The organism is Brevibacterium siliguriense (assembly GCF_900105315.1).
In the GTDB taxonomy this organism is placed as follows: Bacteria; Actinomycetota; Actinomycetes; order Actinomycetales; family Brevibacteriaceae; genus Brevibacterium; species Brevibacterium siliguriense.
Window position 1 is genome coordinate 3,324,430 of record NZ_LT629766.1, and the last position, 14,138, is coordinate 3,338,567.

At 62.7% G+C, this 14,138-nt stretch carries 21 protein-coding genes; 4 read left to right on the top strand and 17 right to left on the bottom strand.

All coding sequences use genetic code 11. From position 1 onward, the window contains the following. The first annotated feature begins 44 nt into the window (after nucleotides 1–44). Both purU and putP read left to right on the top strand, forming a co-directional pair. Nucleotides 45–896, top strand: coding sequence for a formyltetrahydrofolate deformylase (gene purU, locus BLU88_RS14860; protein ID WP_092015606.1), 852 nt, complete (start codon nucleotides 45–47; stop codon nucleotides 894–896). Between the two features lie 96 nt (nucleotides 897–992). Continuing rightward, nucleotides 993–2,513 (top strand): sodium/proline symporter PutP, encoded by a 1,521-nt coding sequence (gene putP / locus BLU88_RS14865; RefSeq protein WP_092015609.1) that lies wholly within the window; start codon nucleotides 993–995, stop codon nucleotides 2,511–2,513. Nucleotides 2,514–2,863: 350 nt separating this feature from the next. Here putP and rplQ read toward each other — a convergent pair whose 3' ends face one another. The 6 genes from rplQ to infA all read right to left on the bottom strand — a co-directional run bounded on the left by rplQ (nucleotide 2,864) and on the right by infA (nucleotide 6,037). After that, nucleotides 2,864–3,430 carry a 50S ribosomal protein L17 gene (gene rplQ, locus BLU88_RS14870; protein WP_092015612.1) on the bottom strand — a complete coding sequence of 189 codons (567 nt, stop codon included), beginning with the start codon at nucleotides 3,428–3,430 and terminating at the stop codon, nucleotides 2,864–2,866. A 23-nt stretch (nucleotides 3,431–3,453) separates the two neighbouring features. Further along, nucleotides 3,454–4,452, bottom strand: coding sequence for a DNA-directed RNA polymerase subunit alpha (locus tag BLU88_RS14875; protein ID WP_025777903.1), 999 nt, complete (start codon nucleotides 4,450–4,452; stop codon nucleotides 3,454–3,456). 152 nt (nucleotides 4,453–4,604) lie between these two features. Continuing rightward, the gene (rpsK, locus tag BLU88_RS14880; RefSeq protein WP_025777904.1) at nucleotides 4,605–5,009 is read right to left on the bottom strand and encodes a 30S ribosomal protein S11; all 405 of its coding nucleotides are present in this window, start codon (nucleotides 5,007–5,009) and stop codon (nucleotides 4,605–4,607) included. 51 nt (nucleotides 5,010–5,060) lie between these two features. Then, nucleotides 5,061–5,429, bottom strand: coding sequence for a 30S ribosomal protein S13 (rpsM, locus tag BLU88_RS14885; protein ID WP_025777905.1), 369 nt, complete (start codon nucleotides 5,427–5,429; stop codon nucleotides 5,061–5,063). A 214-nt stretch (nucleotides 5,430–5,643) separates the two neighbouring features. Further along, complete coding sequence (rpmJ, locus tag BLU88_RS14890) at nucleotides 5,644–5,757, bottom strand: 50S ribosomal protein L36 (protein WP_009884960.1); 114 nt, start codon at nucleotides 5,755–5,757, stop codon at nucleotides 5,644–5,646. Nucleotides 5,758–5,815: 58 nt separating this feature from the next. Next, entirely contained in the window at nucleotides 5,816–6,037 is a 222-nt protein-coding gene (infA, locus tag BLU88_RS14895; protein WP_009379245.1) for a translation initiation factor IF-1, read from the bottom strand. Nucleotides 6,038–6,405: 368 nt separating this feature from the next. On the opposite strand from infA, the gene BLU88_RS14900 reads away from it, so the two are divergent. After that, nucleotides 6,406–7,551 (top strand): MalY/PatB family protein, encoded by a 1,146-nt coding sequence (locus BLU88_RS14900; protein ID WP_092015615.1) that lies wholly within the window; start codon nucleotides 6,406–6,408, stop codon nucleotides 7,549–7,551. A 33-nt stretch (nucleotides 7,552–7,584) separates the two neighbouring features. On the opposite strand, the gene BLU88_RS18185 is transcribed toward BLU88_RS14900, so the two are convergent. Further along, nucleotides 7,585–7,731 (bottom strand): hypothetical protein, encoded by a 147-nt coding sequence (locus BLU88_RS18185; protein WP_157689149.1) that lies wholly within the window; start codon nucleotides 7,729–7,731, stop codon nucleotides 7,585–7,587. Further along, nucleotides 7,728–8,033 (bottom strand): hypothetical protein, encoded by a 306-nt coding sequence (locus BLU88_RS14905; protein ID WP_092015618.1) that lies wholly within the window; start codon nucleotides 8,031–8,033, stop codon nucleotides 7,728–7,730. The genes BLU88_RS18185 and BLU88_RS14905 overlap by 4 nt, the downstream gene beginning before the upstream one ends. Before the next feature lie 173 nt (nucleotides 8,034–8,206). On the opposite strand from BLU88_RS14905, the gene BLU88_RS14910 reads away from it, so the two are divergent. Beyond that, on the top strand, nucleotides 8,207–8,446 hold the full coding sequence (locus tag BLU88_RS14910) for a hypothetical protein (RefSeq protein WP_092015621.1): 240 nt from the start codon (nucleotides 8,207–8,209) through the stop codon (nucleotides 8,444–8,446). Nucleotides 8,447–8,455: 9 nt separating this feature from the next. Here the strand turns inward: BLU88_RS14910 and map are convergent, their stop codons facing one another. The 9 genes from map to rpsH all read right to left on the bottom strand — a co-directional run bounded on the left by map (nucleotide 8,456) and on the right by rpsH (nucleotide 14,109). Continuing rightward, complete coding sequence (gene map / locus BLU88_RS14915) at nucleotides 8,456–9,292, bottom strand: type I methionyl aminopeptidase (protein ID WP_092015624.1); 837 nt, start codon at nucleotides 9,290–9,292, stop codon at nucleotides 8,456–8,458. Continuing rightward, nucleotides 9,289–9,855: an adenylate kinase gene (locus tag BLU88_RS14920; protein ID WP_092015628.1), complete on the bottom strand. Its 567-nt coding sequence runs from the start codon at nucleotides 9,853–9,855 to the stop codon at nucleotides 9,289–9,291. Before BLU88_RS14920 ends, map begins: the two co-directional genes overlap by 4 nt. Before the next feature lie 49 nt (nucleotides 9,856–9,904). Continuing rightward, nucleotides 9,905–11,206, bottom strand: a complete 1,302-nt coding sequence (secY, locus tag BLU88_RS14925) for a preprotein translocase subunit SecY (RefSeq protein ID WP_092015631.1) — start codon at nucleotides 11,204–11,206, stop codon at nucleotides 9,905–9,907. A 260-nt stretch (nucleotides 11,207–11,466) separates the two neighbouring features. Continuing rightward, nucleotides 11,467–11,919 (bottom strand): 50S ribosomal protein L15, encoded by a 453-nt coding sequence (rplO, locus tag BLU88_RS14930; RefSeq protein ID WP_025777913.1) that lies wholly within the window; start codon nucleotides 11,917–11,919, stop codon nucleotides 11,467–11,469. Nucleotide 11,920: 1 nt separating this feature from the next. Beyond that, nucleotides 11,921–12,103 carry a 50S ribosomal protein L30 gene (rpmD, locus tag BLU88_RS14935; protein ID WP_092015634.1) on the bottom strand — a complete coding sequence of 61 codons (183 nt, stop codon included), beginning with the start codon at nucleotides 12,101–12,103 and terminating at the stop codon, nucleotides 11,921–11,923. After that, the gene (gene rpsE, locus BLU88_RS14940) at nucleotides 12,103–12,777 is read right to left on the bottom strand and encodes a 30S ribosomal protein S5 (protein ID WP_092015637.1); all 675 of its coding nucleotides are present in this window, start codon (nucleotides 12,775–12,777) and stop codon (nucleotides 12,103–12,105) included. The genes rpmD and rpsE overlap by 1 nt, the downstream gene beginning before the upstream one ends. Next, complete coding sequence (gene rplR, locus BLU88_RS14945) at nucleotides 12,774–13,154, bottom strand: 50S ribosomal protein L18 (protein WP_092015640.1); 381 nt, start codon at nucleotides 13,152–13,154, stop codon at nucleotides 12,774–12,776. The genes rpsE and rplR overlap by 4 nt, the downstream gene beginning before the upstream one ends. A gap of 2 nt (nucleotides 13,155–13,156) precedes the next feature. Next, nucleotides 13,157–13,693 carry a 50S ribosomal protein L6 gene (rplF, locus tag BLU88_RS14950; RefSeq protein ID WP_092015643.1) on the bottom strand — a complete coding sequence of 179 codons (537 nt, stop codon included), beginning with the start codon at nucleotides 13,691–13,693 and terminating at the stop codon, nucleotides 13,157–13,159. A gap of 17 nt (nucleotides 13,694–13,710) precedes the next feature. Beyond that, nucleotides 13,711–14,109 (bottom strand): 30S ribosomal protein S8, encoded by a 399-nt coding sequence (gene rpsH / locus BLU88_RS14955; RefSeq protein WP_025777918.1) that lies wholly within the window; start codon nucleotides 14,107–14,109, stop codon nucleotides 13,711–13,713. Between the last annotated feature and the right edge of the window lie 29 nt (nucleotides 14,110–14,138).

Consider the following 14,138-nt stretch of genomic DNA (forward strand, 5'->3'; position numbering starts at 1 on the left):
CACCGGGTGGGTGGAAACCACCTCCACCGATTAGGATCGTGACCATGAGCTGCGAATGGATCCTGAGTGTCACCTGCCCCGATTCGACCGGCATCGTCCATGCCGTGACCGGGGTGCTCGCAGGGTTCGGCGGGAACATCACCGAATCCCAGCAGTTCTCCTCCCCCGATTCCCGGCAGTTCTTCCTGCGCCTGCAGTTCTCGACGCCCGCGGGGATTTCGGCGACGACCGTGGAAGACGCCCTCGCCGAGGTGGCTCCCCGGTTCGCGATGACCGTGAGTCTGCAGCCGGTGGAGAAGAAGACCCGCACGCTGATCATGGTGTCCAAGGCCGCACACTGCCTCAACACTCTGCTGTTCCGGCATTCGGCTGGTCAGCTGCCCATCGATATCGTCGGCATCGCCGGCAACCATGACGATCTGCGTCCGCTGTCGGAATTCCACGGGCATGATTTCCACCATATTCCGGTCACCCGGGACACGAAGGCCGACGCCGAGGCGCGACTGTCTGCCCTCGTCGATGAACTCGATGTCGAACTCATCGTCCTGGCCCGGTATATGCAGATCCTCTCGCCCGAACTCTGTGACCGCCTCGAAGGTCGGGTCATCAACATCCACCATTCGTTCCTGCCGAGCTTCAAGGGCGCGAAGCCCTACCATCAGGCGCATGCCCGCGGTGTGAAGATCATCGGGGCGACCGCCCACTATGTCACCAGCGATCTCGACGAAGGCCCGATCATCGAACAGGATGTCGCCCGCGTCGATCACAATCAGGCGACCTCCGATTTCGTCCGACATGGTCAGGACGTCGAGGCTGCTGTGCTCGCCCGGGCCGTCGCCTGGCACGCAGAGGGCCGAGTCCTCATGGACGGCCACCGCACGGTCGTCTTCGACTGAACCATCGCCTCAAAGCGCATGGGTGCACAGGAAATTCACACCTAGGACCTCTTGTGCTGTAAGGTCGGCTCGGCCTATCAAAGGAGCTGAGCTCAGATGTCGGAAACCACTTTCCGCACGATTGCAATCGTCCTCTACTTCATCGGCATGCTGGCCATCGGCTGGTTCGCCTACCGTAAGACGAAGAACAACCTCGATGACTTTATGCTCGCAGGACGTGGGCTGCGGCCCAGCGTTGCGGCACTGAGCGCCGGCGCATCGGATATGTCCGGCTGGCTTCTGATGGGCCTGCCCGGCGCCATCTATATGCACGGTCTCATCGAAGCCTGGATCGCCATCGGCCTGACCATCGGGGCCTGGGTCAATTGGAAGATCGTCGCTCCACGGCTTCGGGCGTTCACGGAGAAGGCCGGCGACTCGATCACGATTCCGAGCTTCTTCGAACAGCGACTGAAGGATCGGACCCGACTGCTGCGCATCGTCTGCGGCATCATCATCCTCGTCTTCTTCACCTTCTACGTCTCTTCGGGCATGGTCGCGGCCGGCAAATTCTTCGAGTCGAGCTTCGGGCTCAACTACCTCGGCGGGATGCTCCTCGTCGCCGCGATCACGATGGTCTACACCCTCTTCGGCGGCTTCCTCGGTGCGACTCTCACCGACGTCGCGCAGGGTCTGCTGATGTTCGCCGCTCTGGTGGCCGTGCCGATCGTCGCCGTCATCAACGCCGGCGGCCCCTCGACCGTGATCCACAACGTCTCCGAGATCGATCCCGGCCTGCTCAACCTCTTCGGGTCCGAGGGCTTCTGGACCTTCGCAACCATCACCTCCGTCGTCTCGGCCCTGGCTTGGGGACTGGGCTACTTCGGACAGCCGCACATCATTGTGCGCTTCATGGCTCTGCGTACTCCCGCCGATGCCACCGTCGCCCGACGCATCGGCGTCGGCTGGATGGGCGTCTCCGCTCTCGGAGCGATCGCCACCGCCATCGTCGGCATCTCCTACTTCTCCCAGCACGCGGACATGGAGCCCGCCGATGCCGAGACCGTCTTCCTCGACCTCGCGCAGATCCTCTTCCACCCGTTCATCGCCGGCCTCGTGCTGGCTGCGGTGCTGGCGGCGATCATGTCGACGATCTCCTCTCAGCTCGTCGTCACGTCATCGGCTCTCATCGAGGATCTGTTCAAGATCGTCGCCCTGCGTGCCGGATCCACGCGCACGCTGCAGGACAAGACGTATGTGCTGCTCGGCCGTCTCGGCGTGCTCGTCGTCGCCGTCATCGCGGTGGTGCTCGCGATCTCGCCGTCGAACAGCATCCTCGACCTCGTCGCGTTCGCGTGGGCCGGTTTCGGCGCCTCGTTCGGCCCGATCGTCCTGCTCACCCTGTTCTGGAAGCGTCTGAGCAATTGGGGCGCCCTGTTCGGCCTGCTCTCCGGTGCGATCGTGGCCTTCGTATGGGGCCAGGTGAGCACCCCGATGACGGACGCGATCTACGAGATCATCCCCGGCTTCATCGTCAACCTCATCGTCGCCGTCATCGTCAGCCGCTTCACGTACAAACACGATGAGGCCGCTGACATCGAGTTCGACGATTCGGTGGAGCTCTCGCGAGTGAAGTGAGGATCGTCGCGTGAGGCAGACGCCAGCGCGAGCCGAATGAAAGCCGGGACACGTCGATGTCCCGGCCTTCGTTCGAGTTCCGATCCCGCCGTCACCGCATTCTGTCCACTTCGCCATCAGTCTTCGACCTCTGAGGACCACTCCGCGCCCGAGGTATCAGGATCGATCCCGATGAAATGAACGAAATGTGACCAGCGGCGCCGAGGCGGCCCGCAAGATCCGCACGGCCCCGACGCATCGAACCTCGGTTCTGGCAGTGAATACACTACAGGCGGGCACCCGTGTGGGTGCCCGCCTGAAATGTGCGACTTACGGCTTGGTGGAACCAGGCCGGACGTCGGTCGAGGAGCTTACTTCTCCTCGGCAGCCTCGGAGGACTCTTCAGCGGTCTCGGCGTCGGCCTCGACGGCCTCAGCTTCAACAGCGTCTGCCTCGACAGCGGCGTCTTCGGCCGGAGCCTCGTCGACGACCTCTGCATCAGCCGGTGCCTCTTCTGCCGGGGCCGCCGCAGCAGCGGCAGCCTGCTCGGCTTCCTTCACGGTTGCCTGCTTCGGCGAGTAGGGCTCGAGGACCAGTTCGATGACGGCCATCGGGGCGTTGTCGCCGGGGCGGGGACCGATCTTGGTGATACGGGTGTATCCACCGGGACGCTCGGCCATCGTTTCGGCGATCGAGGTGAAGAGCTCGTGCACGATCGACTTGTCGGAGATCTGGCCGAGCACGCGACGACGTGCGGCCAGGTCACCCTTCTTGGCGTTCGTGATCATGCGCTCGGCAACCGGACGCAGGCGCTTGGCCTTGGTCACGGTCGTCTTGATCTGCTTGTGCTCGAACAGCTGGGCTGCCAGGTTGTTGAGCATCATGCGCTCGTGTGTGGGCGATCCGCCGAGGCGGGGGCCCTTGGTTGGGGTTGGCATTGTCAATTACTCCTAGGTCTTAATCAGTACTGTTCGTCTTCGACGTAGGACTGGTCCTCATCAACGAGGCCGGCTTCGAACCCGGCAGGACTGTCCTTGAGGCTCAGGCCGAGCTCGTTGAGCTTCGCCTTGACCTCGTCGATCGACTTCGAACCGAAGTTGCGGATATCCATCAGGTCGGCTTCGCTGCGAGCAACGAGCTCACCGACGGTGTGGATGCCTTCGCGCTTGAGGCAGTTGTAGGAGCGCACGGTCAGGTCGAGGTCTTCGATCGCCAGCGCCAGGTCGGCGGCCAGTGCCGCGTCCACAGGCGAGGGACCGATCTCGATGCCTTCAGCTTCGACGTTGAGCTCTCGCGCCAGGCCGAAGAGTTCGACCAGGGTCTTGCCCGCAGATGCGATGGCATCGCGCGGAGTCATCGAGGGCTTGGTTTCGACGTCGAGGACCAGACGATCGAAGTCGGTGCGCTGTTCGACACGCGTGGCTTCGACCTTGTAGGTGACCTTGAGAACCGGAGAGTAGATCGAATCGACCGGGATCCGGCCGATCTCTGCGTCCGCGTTCTTGTTCTGAGCGCTCGAAACGTATCCGCGTCCACGTTCGATGGTCAGTTCCATGTCCAGACGTCCCTCACCATTCAGCGTGGCGATGTGCAGGTCCGGATTGTGGATCTCGACCCCAGCAGGAGCAGAGACATCGGCAGCGGTCACGGTGCCAGGTCCCTGCTTGCGCAGGTAGGCGACGACCGGTTCGTCGAATTCGGACGATACGACCAGGGACTTCAGGTTGAGGATGAACTCAGTGACATCCTCCTTGACTCCCGGCACGGTGCTGAACTCGTGGAGCACTCCGTCGATCCGGATGGATGTGACGGCGGCACCAGGGATCGAGGACAGCAGGGTCCGGCGAAGCGAGTTGCCGAGGGTGTAGCCGAATCCTGGCTCGAGCGGTTCGATGGCGAACCGTGAGCGGTTATCGGAGACGACTTCTTCCGTGAGCGTTGGGCGCTGTGCAATGAGCACGTGGGCTTCCTTTCAGCGAACATCCGCTATATGACGTTCGCACTGCACGTCATGGCCTCGAGGCCATGAAGAACGGTTCGGGTTATCTGGGAATCCGTTCTGCGACCGATGTCGGGCTGATGCCCGTCATCCGTTGCAGTTCCACGGAAGGATCAGCCGCGGCGGCGCTTGGGGGGACGGCAGCCGTTGAACGGAACAGGGGTGACATCCTGGATGGTTCCCAGTTCCAGGCCGGCGGCCTGCAGCGAACGGATAGCCGTTTCGCGGCCCGAGCCCGGTCCCTTGACGAACACGTCGACCTTCTTCAGGCCGTGTTCCTGTGCCCGGCGAGCAGCCGATTCAGCAGCCATCTGAGCGGCGTACGGGGTCGACTTGCGCGAACCCTTGAAGCCGATCTCACCTGAGGAGGCCCAGGAGATGACAGCACCGGTCGGATCGGTGATCGACACGATGGTGTTGTTGAAGGTTGATTTGATGTGAGCCTGGCCGGCAACGATATTCTTCTTCAGCTTGCGGCGAGGCTTGCGCACTGTAGCGGCGCGTGACTTGGGAGGCATATGTCCTACTCCTGATCGAGGTGGTTGGCCTCAGCCAACCGGGTGAGCGTGTTACTTCTTCTTACCGGCCACGGTGCGCTTGGGTCCCTTGCGGGTACGCGCATTCGTCTTGGTCCGCTGACCGCGAACCGGCAGACCGCGGCGGTGACGCAGGCCTTCATAGCTTCCGATTTCGACCTTGCGGCGGATATCGGCGGCCACCTCACGACGGAGGTCACCCTCAACCTGGAATGTGCCCTCGATGTAGTCACGCAGCTGGACGAGCTCTGCGTCGCTCAAGTCCTTCACACGGGTATCAGGGCTGATTCCCGTTTCGGTCAGGGTCTGGCGCGCACGGGTGCGGCCCACACCATAGATGTAAGTCAAGGCGACTTCCACGCGCTTTTCACGCGGGATGTCGACTCCGGCAAGTCGTGCCATGGGTACTGTCTCCTGTTGTTGTTTCGGAGGTGCTGATGCAAACCTGTCCTTGGTCTCCCAAGGTCTCCGGCCCCCGACCGGAGGTATCGTCCTGTGTCCGCCCCACGGAAGCTATCCCTTCCCATGGATCCGAACGCAGATGGCGAGGTTTGCGCGGGTGTGGTGCTGCTGAAGCCCCTCTCGGAGGAGCCTCGATCTGCTCAGAACGAGCTGCTCAGCCCTGGCGCTGCTTGTGGCGCGGGTTGGAGCAGATGACGATGACCCGGCCGTGACGGCGGGTAATCTGGCAGTTCTCGCAGATCTTCTTGACGCTGGGCTTAACCTTCATCGTTTTTCCTTCTTTCGGTCTCTGCCCGGAAGGACAGGACGCGAATGATCGAAGATCCTTACTTGTAGCGGTAAACGATTCGTCCGCGCGAGAGATCGTATGGAGACAGCTCCACGATGACCCGGTCCTCGGGAAGGATGCGGATATAGTGCTGACGCATCTTTCCGGAGATATGTGCGAGCACCTTGTGCCCGTTGCTCAGCTCAACCCGGAACGATGCGTTCGGCAGAGCCTCGACAACGGTGCCTTCGATCTCAATGACCCCTTCTTTTTTGGCCATATCGTTCGCTAACCTCGTATTCCCGCGAATCCTTCGCGTTCGACGTAATCGTGTATCACCGGCTCAATGCCGGTGACCCCTCGGCCTGCAATCCTCGTCACCACATGAAAAGAAGTGGATGGCAGAAGCCGCCCACAACTGAAAAAGGGTGAGTTGAATGAGAACAGACCAATCATCAACCCTACACTACGGAGAAAGATTCTTCCACACAGTGTTCGCTTCTGAGCGTGAAGTCCCTTACAATCCCATCCTCGCCGAGGCGGCCCGCTGTTCGCATGACCTCCGACGACAGTTCGACCCCACCGGTGCAGCCGCGACTGCTAGCGTGAGAACCGCACCCGACGCAGTCCCCAAAGAGGAGTACAGAGATGTCCGATTTCGATGCCATCACCGAGGAGTCCCTGGTTGCCAAGGGCGGCCGAAAGTGGTCGTCGTTCCCCGGCTCCATCGGCGCCTTCATCGCCGAGATGGACTTCGGGGTCACTCCCGCGGTGCGTCAGTCTCTGCAGACCATCGACGATCGCGACCTCTACGGCTATGCCCCCGCCGATCTCGTCGCCGACCTCAGAACGGCGACCTCGAGCTTCTGTTCGGAGCGATTCGGCTGGAAGATCCCGGTCGGCCACATCGAACCGGCCAGTGATGTGTTGGCTGCTTTCCTCGGCGTGCTCACCCACCTCACCCCGCCAGACACTCCGATCGTGCTGCCGACACCGGCCTATATGCCGTTCTTCGACGTCGCTCGGGTGACCGGTCGTGAGCTCATCGAAGTCCCGATGCTGCGATCGGAGAGCGGCTGGTCCCTCGACCTCGACGCCATCGCCTCCGCGCTGACCCCCGGCGCGACGTTCGTCCTGTGCAACCCCCACAATCCGATCGGCAAGGTCTACACCGAAGCAGAGCTGATCGCCCTCGCCGACGTCGTCGAGGCGGTCGGCGCCCGGGTGTTCTCCGATGAGATCCATGCTCCTGTCGTCTATGCGCCCGCGCGACACATCCCCTATGCCACTCTCACCGAGGCGACCGCCGCACACACCGCCACCGCGACAGCCGCGTCGAAGGCCTTCAACATCCCCGGTCTCAAATGCGCCCAGCTCATCCTCACCTCCCCCACCGACCGTGAGGTCTGGGCAGAGAAGGGACAGTTCGTCTCCGGCGCTGCGTCGAACCCGGGGATCCTCGCGACCACAGCAGCGTATACGCGTGGGAATGACTGGCTGAGCGAAGTCAACGGCTATCTCAAGGGAAATCGCGACCACTTCACCGATCTCGTCGGCTCACTGCTGCCGAGTGCCACCTATATCGAGCCCGAGGGCACCTACCTGGCATGGTTGGATCTCCGGGGCTATGGCCTGGAGTCGGGGCTGTCCGATCTCATCCGATCCCGCGCCGAGGTGGCCGTGACCGAAGGACGGCTGTGCGGTGAGGTCGGGGCCGGTCATATCCGGTTCAACTTCGCCCTCCCCCGTCCGCTCCTCATCGAAGCGGTCGAAAGGATCGCCCGGATTCTCTGAGCCTCGCGCCGAAGACCTTCCTCCTTCGGCGCCTCAGTGCTCCGGCAGCCATTCGATGAGGCCGAAGGAGGAACTGGCTGCCGCGCACTCGCGGATCTGCTGGTCGAAGCGCAGATGGTATTCGAGGTTGCACTGTCGCATCAGAGCGCAGAACCGCACGGCAGGGGTGGCTGCCGTCAACGAGTGCCTCGGACCAGCTGGGAGCCGGGATCTCGGGCAGCCGCGCAATGAGCTGGATGCTTCGGTCCGCGAAGCCGCTGAGGATTCCCGGTCGGAGCTGCCTGTATCCGGCGGCTGCGGACGATGCACTGCAGTCGGTCGCGCAGACCGCGCTCGGCTTCTGAAACGGAATACATGATGGCGTGGAAGTGGCCCTCATAGTCCGGAAAGACATGATCGCCGACGATGTCTCCGAAGTCCGAGAGGATGTGCTCGCTCAGGCGGTCGACGGAGACCCGCCCGATCCGTTCGCCTGCAGACACCCGAAAGCAGACATCACGTCGAAGCCGATCCGCGTCATCCGGTACCGATCGCCCACATCTGCCCGACGTTTCGGGACATCGTGGACACTCGTTATGGCCAGACCTTACGGTGACAGCACAAGGATCAGTGCCGAGGATACCGCGATCGCAGAGAAGCGACGAGGAGCCGCGACATGGATGTCGAGAAGCACTCAATCGATCAGCGTGCGTACCAGACGTCCCGCGCATCCGGACTGCTGGCGGGAGCCCTCACGGCCTTCATCGCCTTCTGCACCTTCCAGATCTTCGGATTCACCATCGGCGAGACCGCAACGTGGATGTTCGCACTCGGGTTGATGGCGGCATCCGGGACTTTCGCCACAGTCTATTTCGTCGGCAGATCCGCCCTGAGAAGGCCGATGCCGGCGACCTGAATTCTCCCCTCAGGCGCCCTTCGGAGGCACGGGAGTGATTCCGAACGGTGCCAGCCCGGCCGCACCCCCGTCGGCGGCCGTGAGTACCCAGACTCCCCCACCATGGCGAGCCACGCTGTGTTCCCAATGGCTCGCTCGTGAACCATCCGCTGTCACGACCGTCCAGTCGTCGGCGAGCGTGCGTGTATCCGCACCGCCGGTGGTGAGCATCGGCTCGATCGCCAGACACATGCCGGGTTTGATCTTGGGGCCGTTCGAACGCGCACGGTAGTTGAGCACCTCGGGGGCCATATGCATCGAGGTGCCGATGCCATGGCCGGTGAACTCTTCGACGAGACCCAGATGAGGGTAGGACTCCGAGACGAAGTCATCGATGGCGTCTCCGATGTCGCTGACCTTCGTGCCTGTTGCGAACGCTGCGATGCCGGCCCACATGGCCGCCTCGGTGGCGGTTGACAGCTCACGATCGGCGGCTGTGCCGGCTTCGTCGCCTCCGACGATCATCGTCAGTGCCGAGTCTCCGTGGAAGCCTTCGACGATCGCACCGCCGTCGATTGAGACGATGTCCCCGGCTTCGAGGACACGGGAGCCCGGGATGCCGTGGACGATCTCCTCGTTCACGGAGATGCACACGACCGCGGGGAATCCCTGATACCCCTTGAAGTTCGAGCGGGCGCCGGCGGAGTCGATGACGGCTTCGGCGGCGGCGTCCACCTCGGCGGTGCTGGCCCCGGGAACGGCCGCGGACCGGGCCGCTGTCAGCACTTTGCGTGTCAGCTGCCCGGCCCGATGCATGAGCTCAAGCTCCGCGGGAGTCTTCAGCTCGATACGAGGTCCGAAGATCATCGAATGGTCGACAGGATGCGTTCGGTGATGTCCTCGACCTCGCCCAGTCCGTCCACCTGGCGCAGCAGTCCGCGGCTGCGGTAGATATCGGTCAGCGGCTGCGTCTGCTCTTCGTAGACGTCGAGGCGGTGGCGGATGACGTCTTCGCTGTCGTCGCTGCGGCCGTCGGTCTGAGCACGGGCGAGCAGACGGGCGACGACCTCGTCGGTGTCGGCCGTGAGTTCGACGACGTGTTCGATGGACTTGTCCTCGGCAGCGAGGATCCTGTCGAGCTCATCGACCTGAGCGCTCGTGCGGGGATAACCGTCGAGGAGGAACCCATCGGCAGCATCATCCTGGGCCAGGCGATCGGCGACCATGGAGTTCGTGACCTCGTCGGGTACGTACTCTCCGGCGTCCATATAGCGCTTGGCGAGCTTGCCCAGCTCCGTCTCACCCTTCACATTCGCGCGGAAGATGTCTCCGGTCGAGATGGCCGGGACGCCGAGCGCCTCGGACAGGCGTGCAGCCTGGGTGCCCTTGCCGGCGCCGGGAGGGCCGATCAGGATGATGCGTGAACTCATAAGGTGTCCTTCCAATGGGATGTCCGCTGAACGTCAGCGTCCGGTCGAATCAGCGCAGCAGGCCCTCATAGTGGCGCTGCTGCATCTGCGCGTCGATCTGCTTGACCGTTTCGAGGCCGACACCGACGACGATCAGCAGGGAGGTGCCGCCGAACGGGAAGTTCTGGTTGGCGTTGATGAGCACCAGCGCGATCAGCGGGATGAGGGCGACGAAGGCAAGGTAGAGCGAGCCGGGGAAGTTGATGCGGCTGAGTACGTAGCTCAAGTATTCGGCGGTCGGGCGACCGGCACGGATACCTGGGATGAAGCCGCCGTACTTCTTCATGTTGTCCGCCACCTCTTCCGGGTTGAAGGTGATGGCGACATAGAAGTAGGCGAAGAAGATCGTCAGCAGTGCGTAGACGGTGATGTAGATCGGGTGATCACCGCGAGTGAAGTAGGTGTTGATCCATTCGACCCACTTCGACTCGGGATCGAAGAACTGCGAGATCAGGCTCGGCAGGTAGAGCACCGAGGAGGCGAAGATGACTGGGATGACACCGGCCATATTCACCTTGATCGGGATATAGGTCGAGGTTCCGCCGAACATCCGGCGGCCCACCATGCGCTTGGCATACTGGACGGGAACTCGACGCTGCGACTGCTCGACGAATACGACGAGGGCGACGAGGACGAGACCGACCGCCATCACGATGAGGAAGATGTCGACGCCCTGCTCGCGGAAGATCGCGCCGAGAGAGGACGGGAAGGCGGAGGCGACGGAGGTGAAGATGAGCAGCGACATTCCGTTGCCCACACCGTGCTCGGTGATCTGCTCGCCCAGCCACATGATCAGGCCGGTGCCTGCGGTCAGAGTGAGGACGAGGACTGCGATGCCCCACCAGGTGTCGTTGGCGATGAGGTCCTGGCAGTTCTGGACGTCGCCGAACAGTGCGCCGGAGCGGACGGTCGCCACCAGGGTCGTCGAGTTGAGGACTGCTAGACCGATGGTCAGGTAGCGGGTGTACTGGGTCAGCTTCGCCTGACCGGAGGCACCTTCCTTGTGGAGGGCTTCGAAGCGGGGAATGACCACGCGCAGGAGCTGGACGATGATGCTCGCGGTGATATACGGCATGATGCCCAGGGCGAAGATCGACAGCTGCAGCAGCGCGCCGCCGCTGAAGAGGTTGATCATTGCGAATCCGCCCTCATTGAGCTGAGGCGAAGCCACGCATTCCTGCACCTTGGTGTAGTCGATGCCAGGCGAGGGAATGAACGAGCCGAGTCGGAAGATGACAAGAATGCCCAGGGTGAAGAGGAGTTTCTTCCTCAAGTCGGGCGTTCTGAAGGCCCTCCGGATTGCGCCGATCAAGCGTCCTCCTCGTTGGGGGATGAAAAAGTCAGAGTCGTGGTCGCGACCTGGCGATTGAGACAAATACCTGCAAAAGACTATCAGGGTATGCCCCCCAGGCCGAAACCGGCGAAGCCTCGTCCGGAGTACTCTCAGGCTGTGTTCCGGGAGGCACCGGAGAGGTCTCAGGCCCGGTGCTGCGGGATGCAGAAAGGGGCGGCCACCGAAGTGACCGCCCCTTACCAGCGCAGAAGCCGGGAAACCGTTCCGGGTGGAACGGATCAGGCCTCGTTGGCGCTTCCGCCTGCAGCCTTGATCTTCTCGGCTGCAGAGCCGGAGAACTTATCTGCAGTGATGTTCAGCGCCACGGTGATCTCACCCGTGCCGAGAACCTTGACGGGCTGCTTAGCGCGCACAGCGCCCTTCTCCACGAGATCGGCGACGGTGACGTCTCCGCCCTCGGGGAACAGGCTGGACAGCTTGTCGAGGTTGACAACCTGGAACTCCACCTTGGCAGGGTTCTTGAATCCGCGCAGCTTCGGCAGACGCATGTGCATCGGGGTCTGGCCGCCCTCGAAGCCGTGCGGAACCTGGTAACGGGCCTTCGTGCCCTTGGTTCCGCGTCCGGCCGTCTTGCCCTTCGAAGCCTCACCACGACCGACGCGGGTCTTGGCGGTCTTGGCTCCGGGGGCGGGGCGCAGATCGTGCAGCTTCAGCGAGTCGTTGTTCGACATATCAATCGACCTCTTCCACAGTCACGATGTGGCGGACAGTGTTGATCATACCCCGGATCGCTGGGCGATCTTCCTGCACCACAACGTCGTTGGTCCGCTTGAGACCGAGCGAACGCAGCGTGTCGCGCTGGTTCTGCCGGTATCCGATTGCGGACTTGCGCTGAGTAATCTTGAGCTTTGCCATCAGGACTTCGCCCCACTTTCAGCAGCTGCTCGCAGCAAAGCGTGCGGAGCAACCTCGTCGACGGGCAGGCCACGGCGAGCCGCAACCTCTTCCGGACGCTCAAGGCCCTTCAGTGCGGTGATCGCGGCGTGCACGATGTTGATCGCGTTCGCCGAGCCCAGCGACTTGGACAGGACGTCCTGGACGCCTGCCGCATCGAGGACCGCACGAACAGGTCCACCGGCGATGACACCGGTACCAGGAGCGGCCGGACGCAGCAGGACGACGCCTGCGGCTTCCTCGCCCTGGATCGGGTGCGGAATGGTCTTCTGGATGCGGGGAACGCGGAAGAAGTTCTTCTTCGCTTCCTCGACACCCTTGGCGATGGCGGCAGGAACTTCCTTCGCCTTGCCGTAGCCCATGCCAACCATGCCGTCGCCATCTCCGACCACGACGAGAGCCGTGAAGGAGAACCGACGTCCGCCCTTGACGACCTTCGACACGCGGTTGATCGTGATGACGTGTTCGATGAACTGGTTCTTGTCTTCACGGTCGTTGCGACCGCCGCGTCCACGGCCTTCGCCGCGTCCGCGACCCTGACCGCCCTGGCCGCGGCCACGGGAGGAACGGTCACCGTTGTTGTCGGTGCGGGTCTCAGCAGTCTCCTGCTGTTCCTTGTTCTCTTCTGTGCTCATAGGGCCAATCCTCCTTCACGGGCACCTTCGGCGATTGCCTGCACACGGCCGTGGTAGGCATTGCCTCCACGGTCGAAGACGACGGAGTCGATTCCGGCGTCCTTTGCGCGCTGAGCAACCAGCTCGCCCACCTTGCGGGCCTTGCCGGTCTTATCGCCTTCGAATGTCCGCAGGTCGGCTTCCATGGTGGAGGCCGAGACCAGGGTCTTGCCGACGGTGTCGTCGATGACCTGGACGAAGACGTGGCGCGTGGAGCGCGTCACTGAGAGGCGAGGGCGCTCGGTCGTGCCGCTGACATGCTTGCGCAGACGAGCGTGACGACGCTTGCGAGCAGCTGCCCTGCCTTTGCCGTAGCTTTCCTTCTTGCCAAAGGCCATCTTCACTTACCAGCCTTTCCGACCTTGCGACGGACGATTTCGCCGGCGTAACGCACACCCTTGCCCTTGTAAGGCTCGGGCTTGCGCAGCTTCCGGATGTTCGCAGCGGTCTCACCGACGAGCTGCTTGTCGATTCCGTGGACAGCGACCTTGGTCTGACCGTCGACGCTGAAGGAGATTCCCTCCGGCGGTTCGACGACGATCGGGTGGCTGTAGCCGAGGGCGAACTCGAGGTTCGATCCCTTGGCCAGGACACGGTAACCGGTTCCGACGATCTCGAGGGCCTTGGAGTAGCCTTCGGTCACACCGACGATCATGTTGTTGATGAGCGTGCGGGACAATCCGTGCAGCGAACGCGATTCACGCTCTTCGTCCGGACGGGCCACTGTGATGACACCGTCTTCGAGCGATACGGTGATCGGCTCGGAGATGGTGACGGACAGCTCGCCCTTAGGTCCCTTGACGGCGACATCCTGGCCGTCGACCTTGACCTCGACGCCGCTGGGAACGGAGATCGGGTTCTTGCCAATACGTGACATGTTCTTCTCTCCTTCCTTTACCAGACGTAGGCGAGGACTTCCCCACCCACACCCTTCTTGGCGGCCTGACGGTCCGTCAGGAGGCCCGACGAGGTCGACAGGATGGCGATGCCGAGGCCGCCGAGAACCTTGGGCAGGTTCGTGGACTTCGCGTAGACGCGCAGCCCCGGCTTCGACACACGGCGCAGGCCGGCGATCGAACGTTCCCGGTTGGGTCCGAACTTCAGGTCCAGGAGCAGCGTCTTGCCGACCTCGGCGTCTTCGACGCTCCAGCCAGTGATGTAGCCCTCGGTCTTGAGGATCTCGGCGATGTTCGACTTGAGCTTTGAGAACGGCATGCTGACGTCCTCGTGATAAGCCGAGTTAGCGTTGCGCAGACGCGTAAGCATATCTGCGACTGGATCAGTCATTGTCATTTGGGCACTTGCCCTTCCTCGTTACGGTT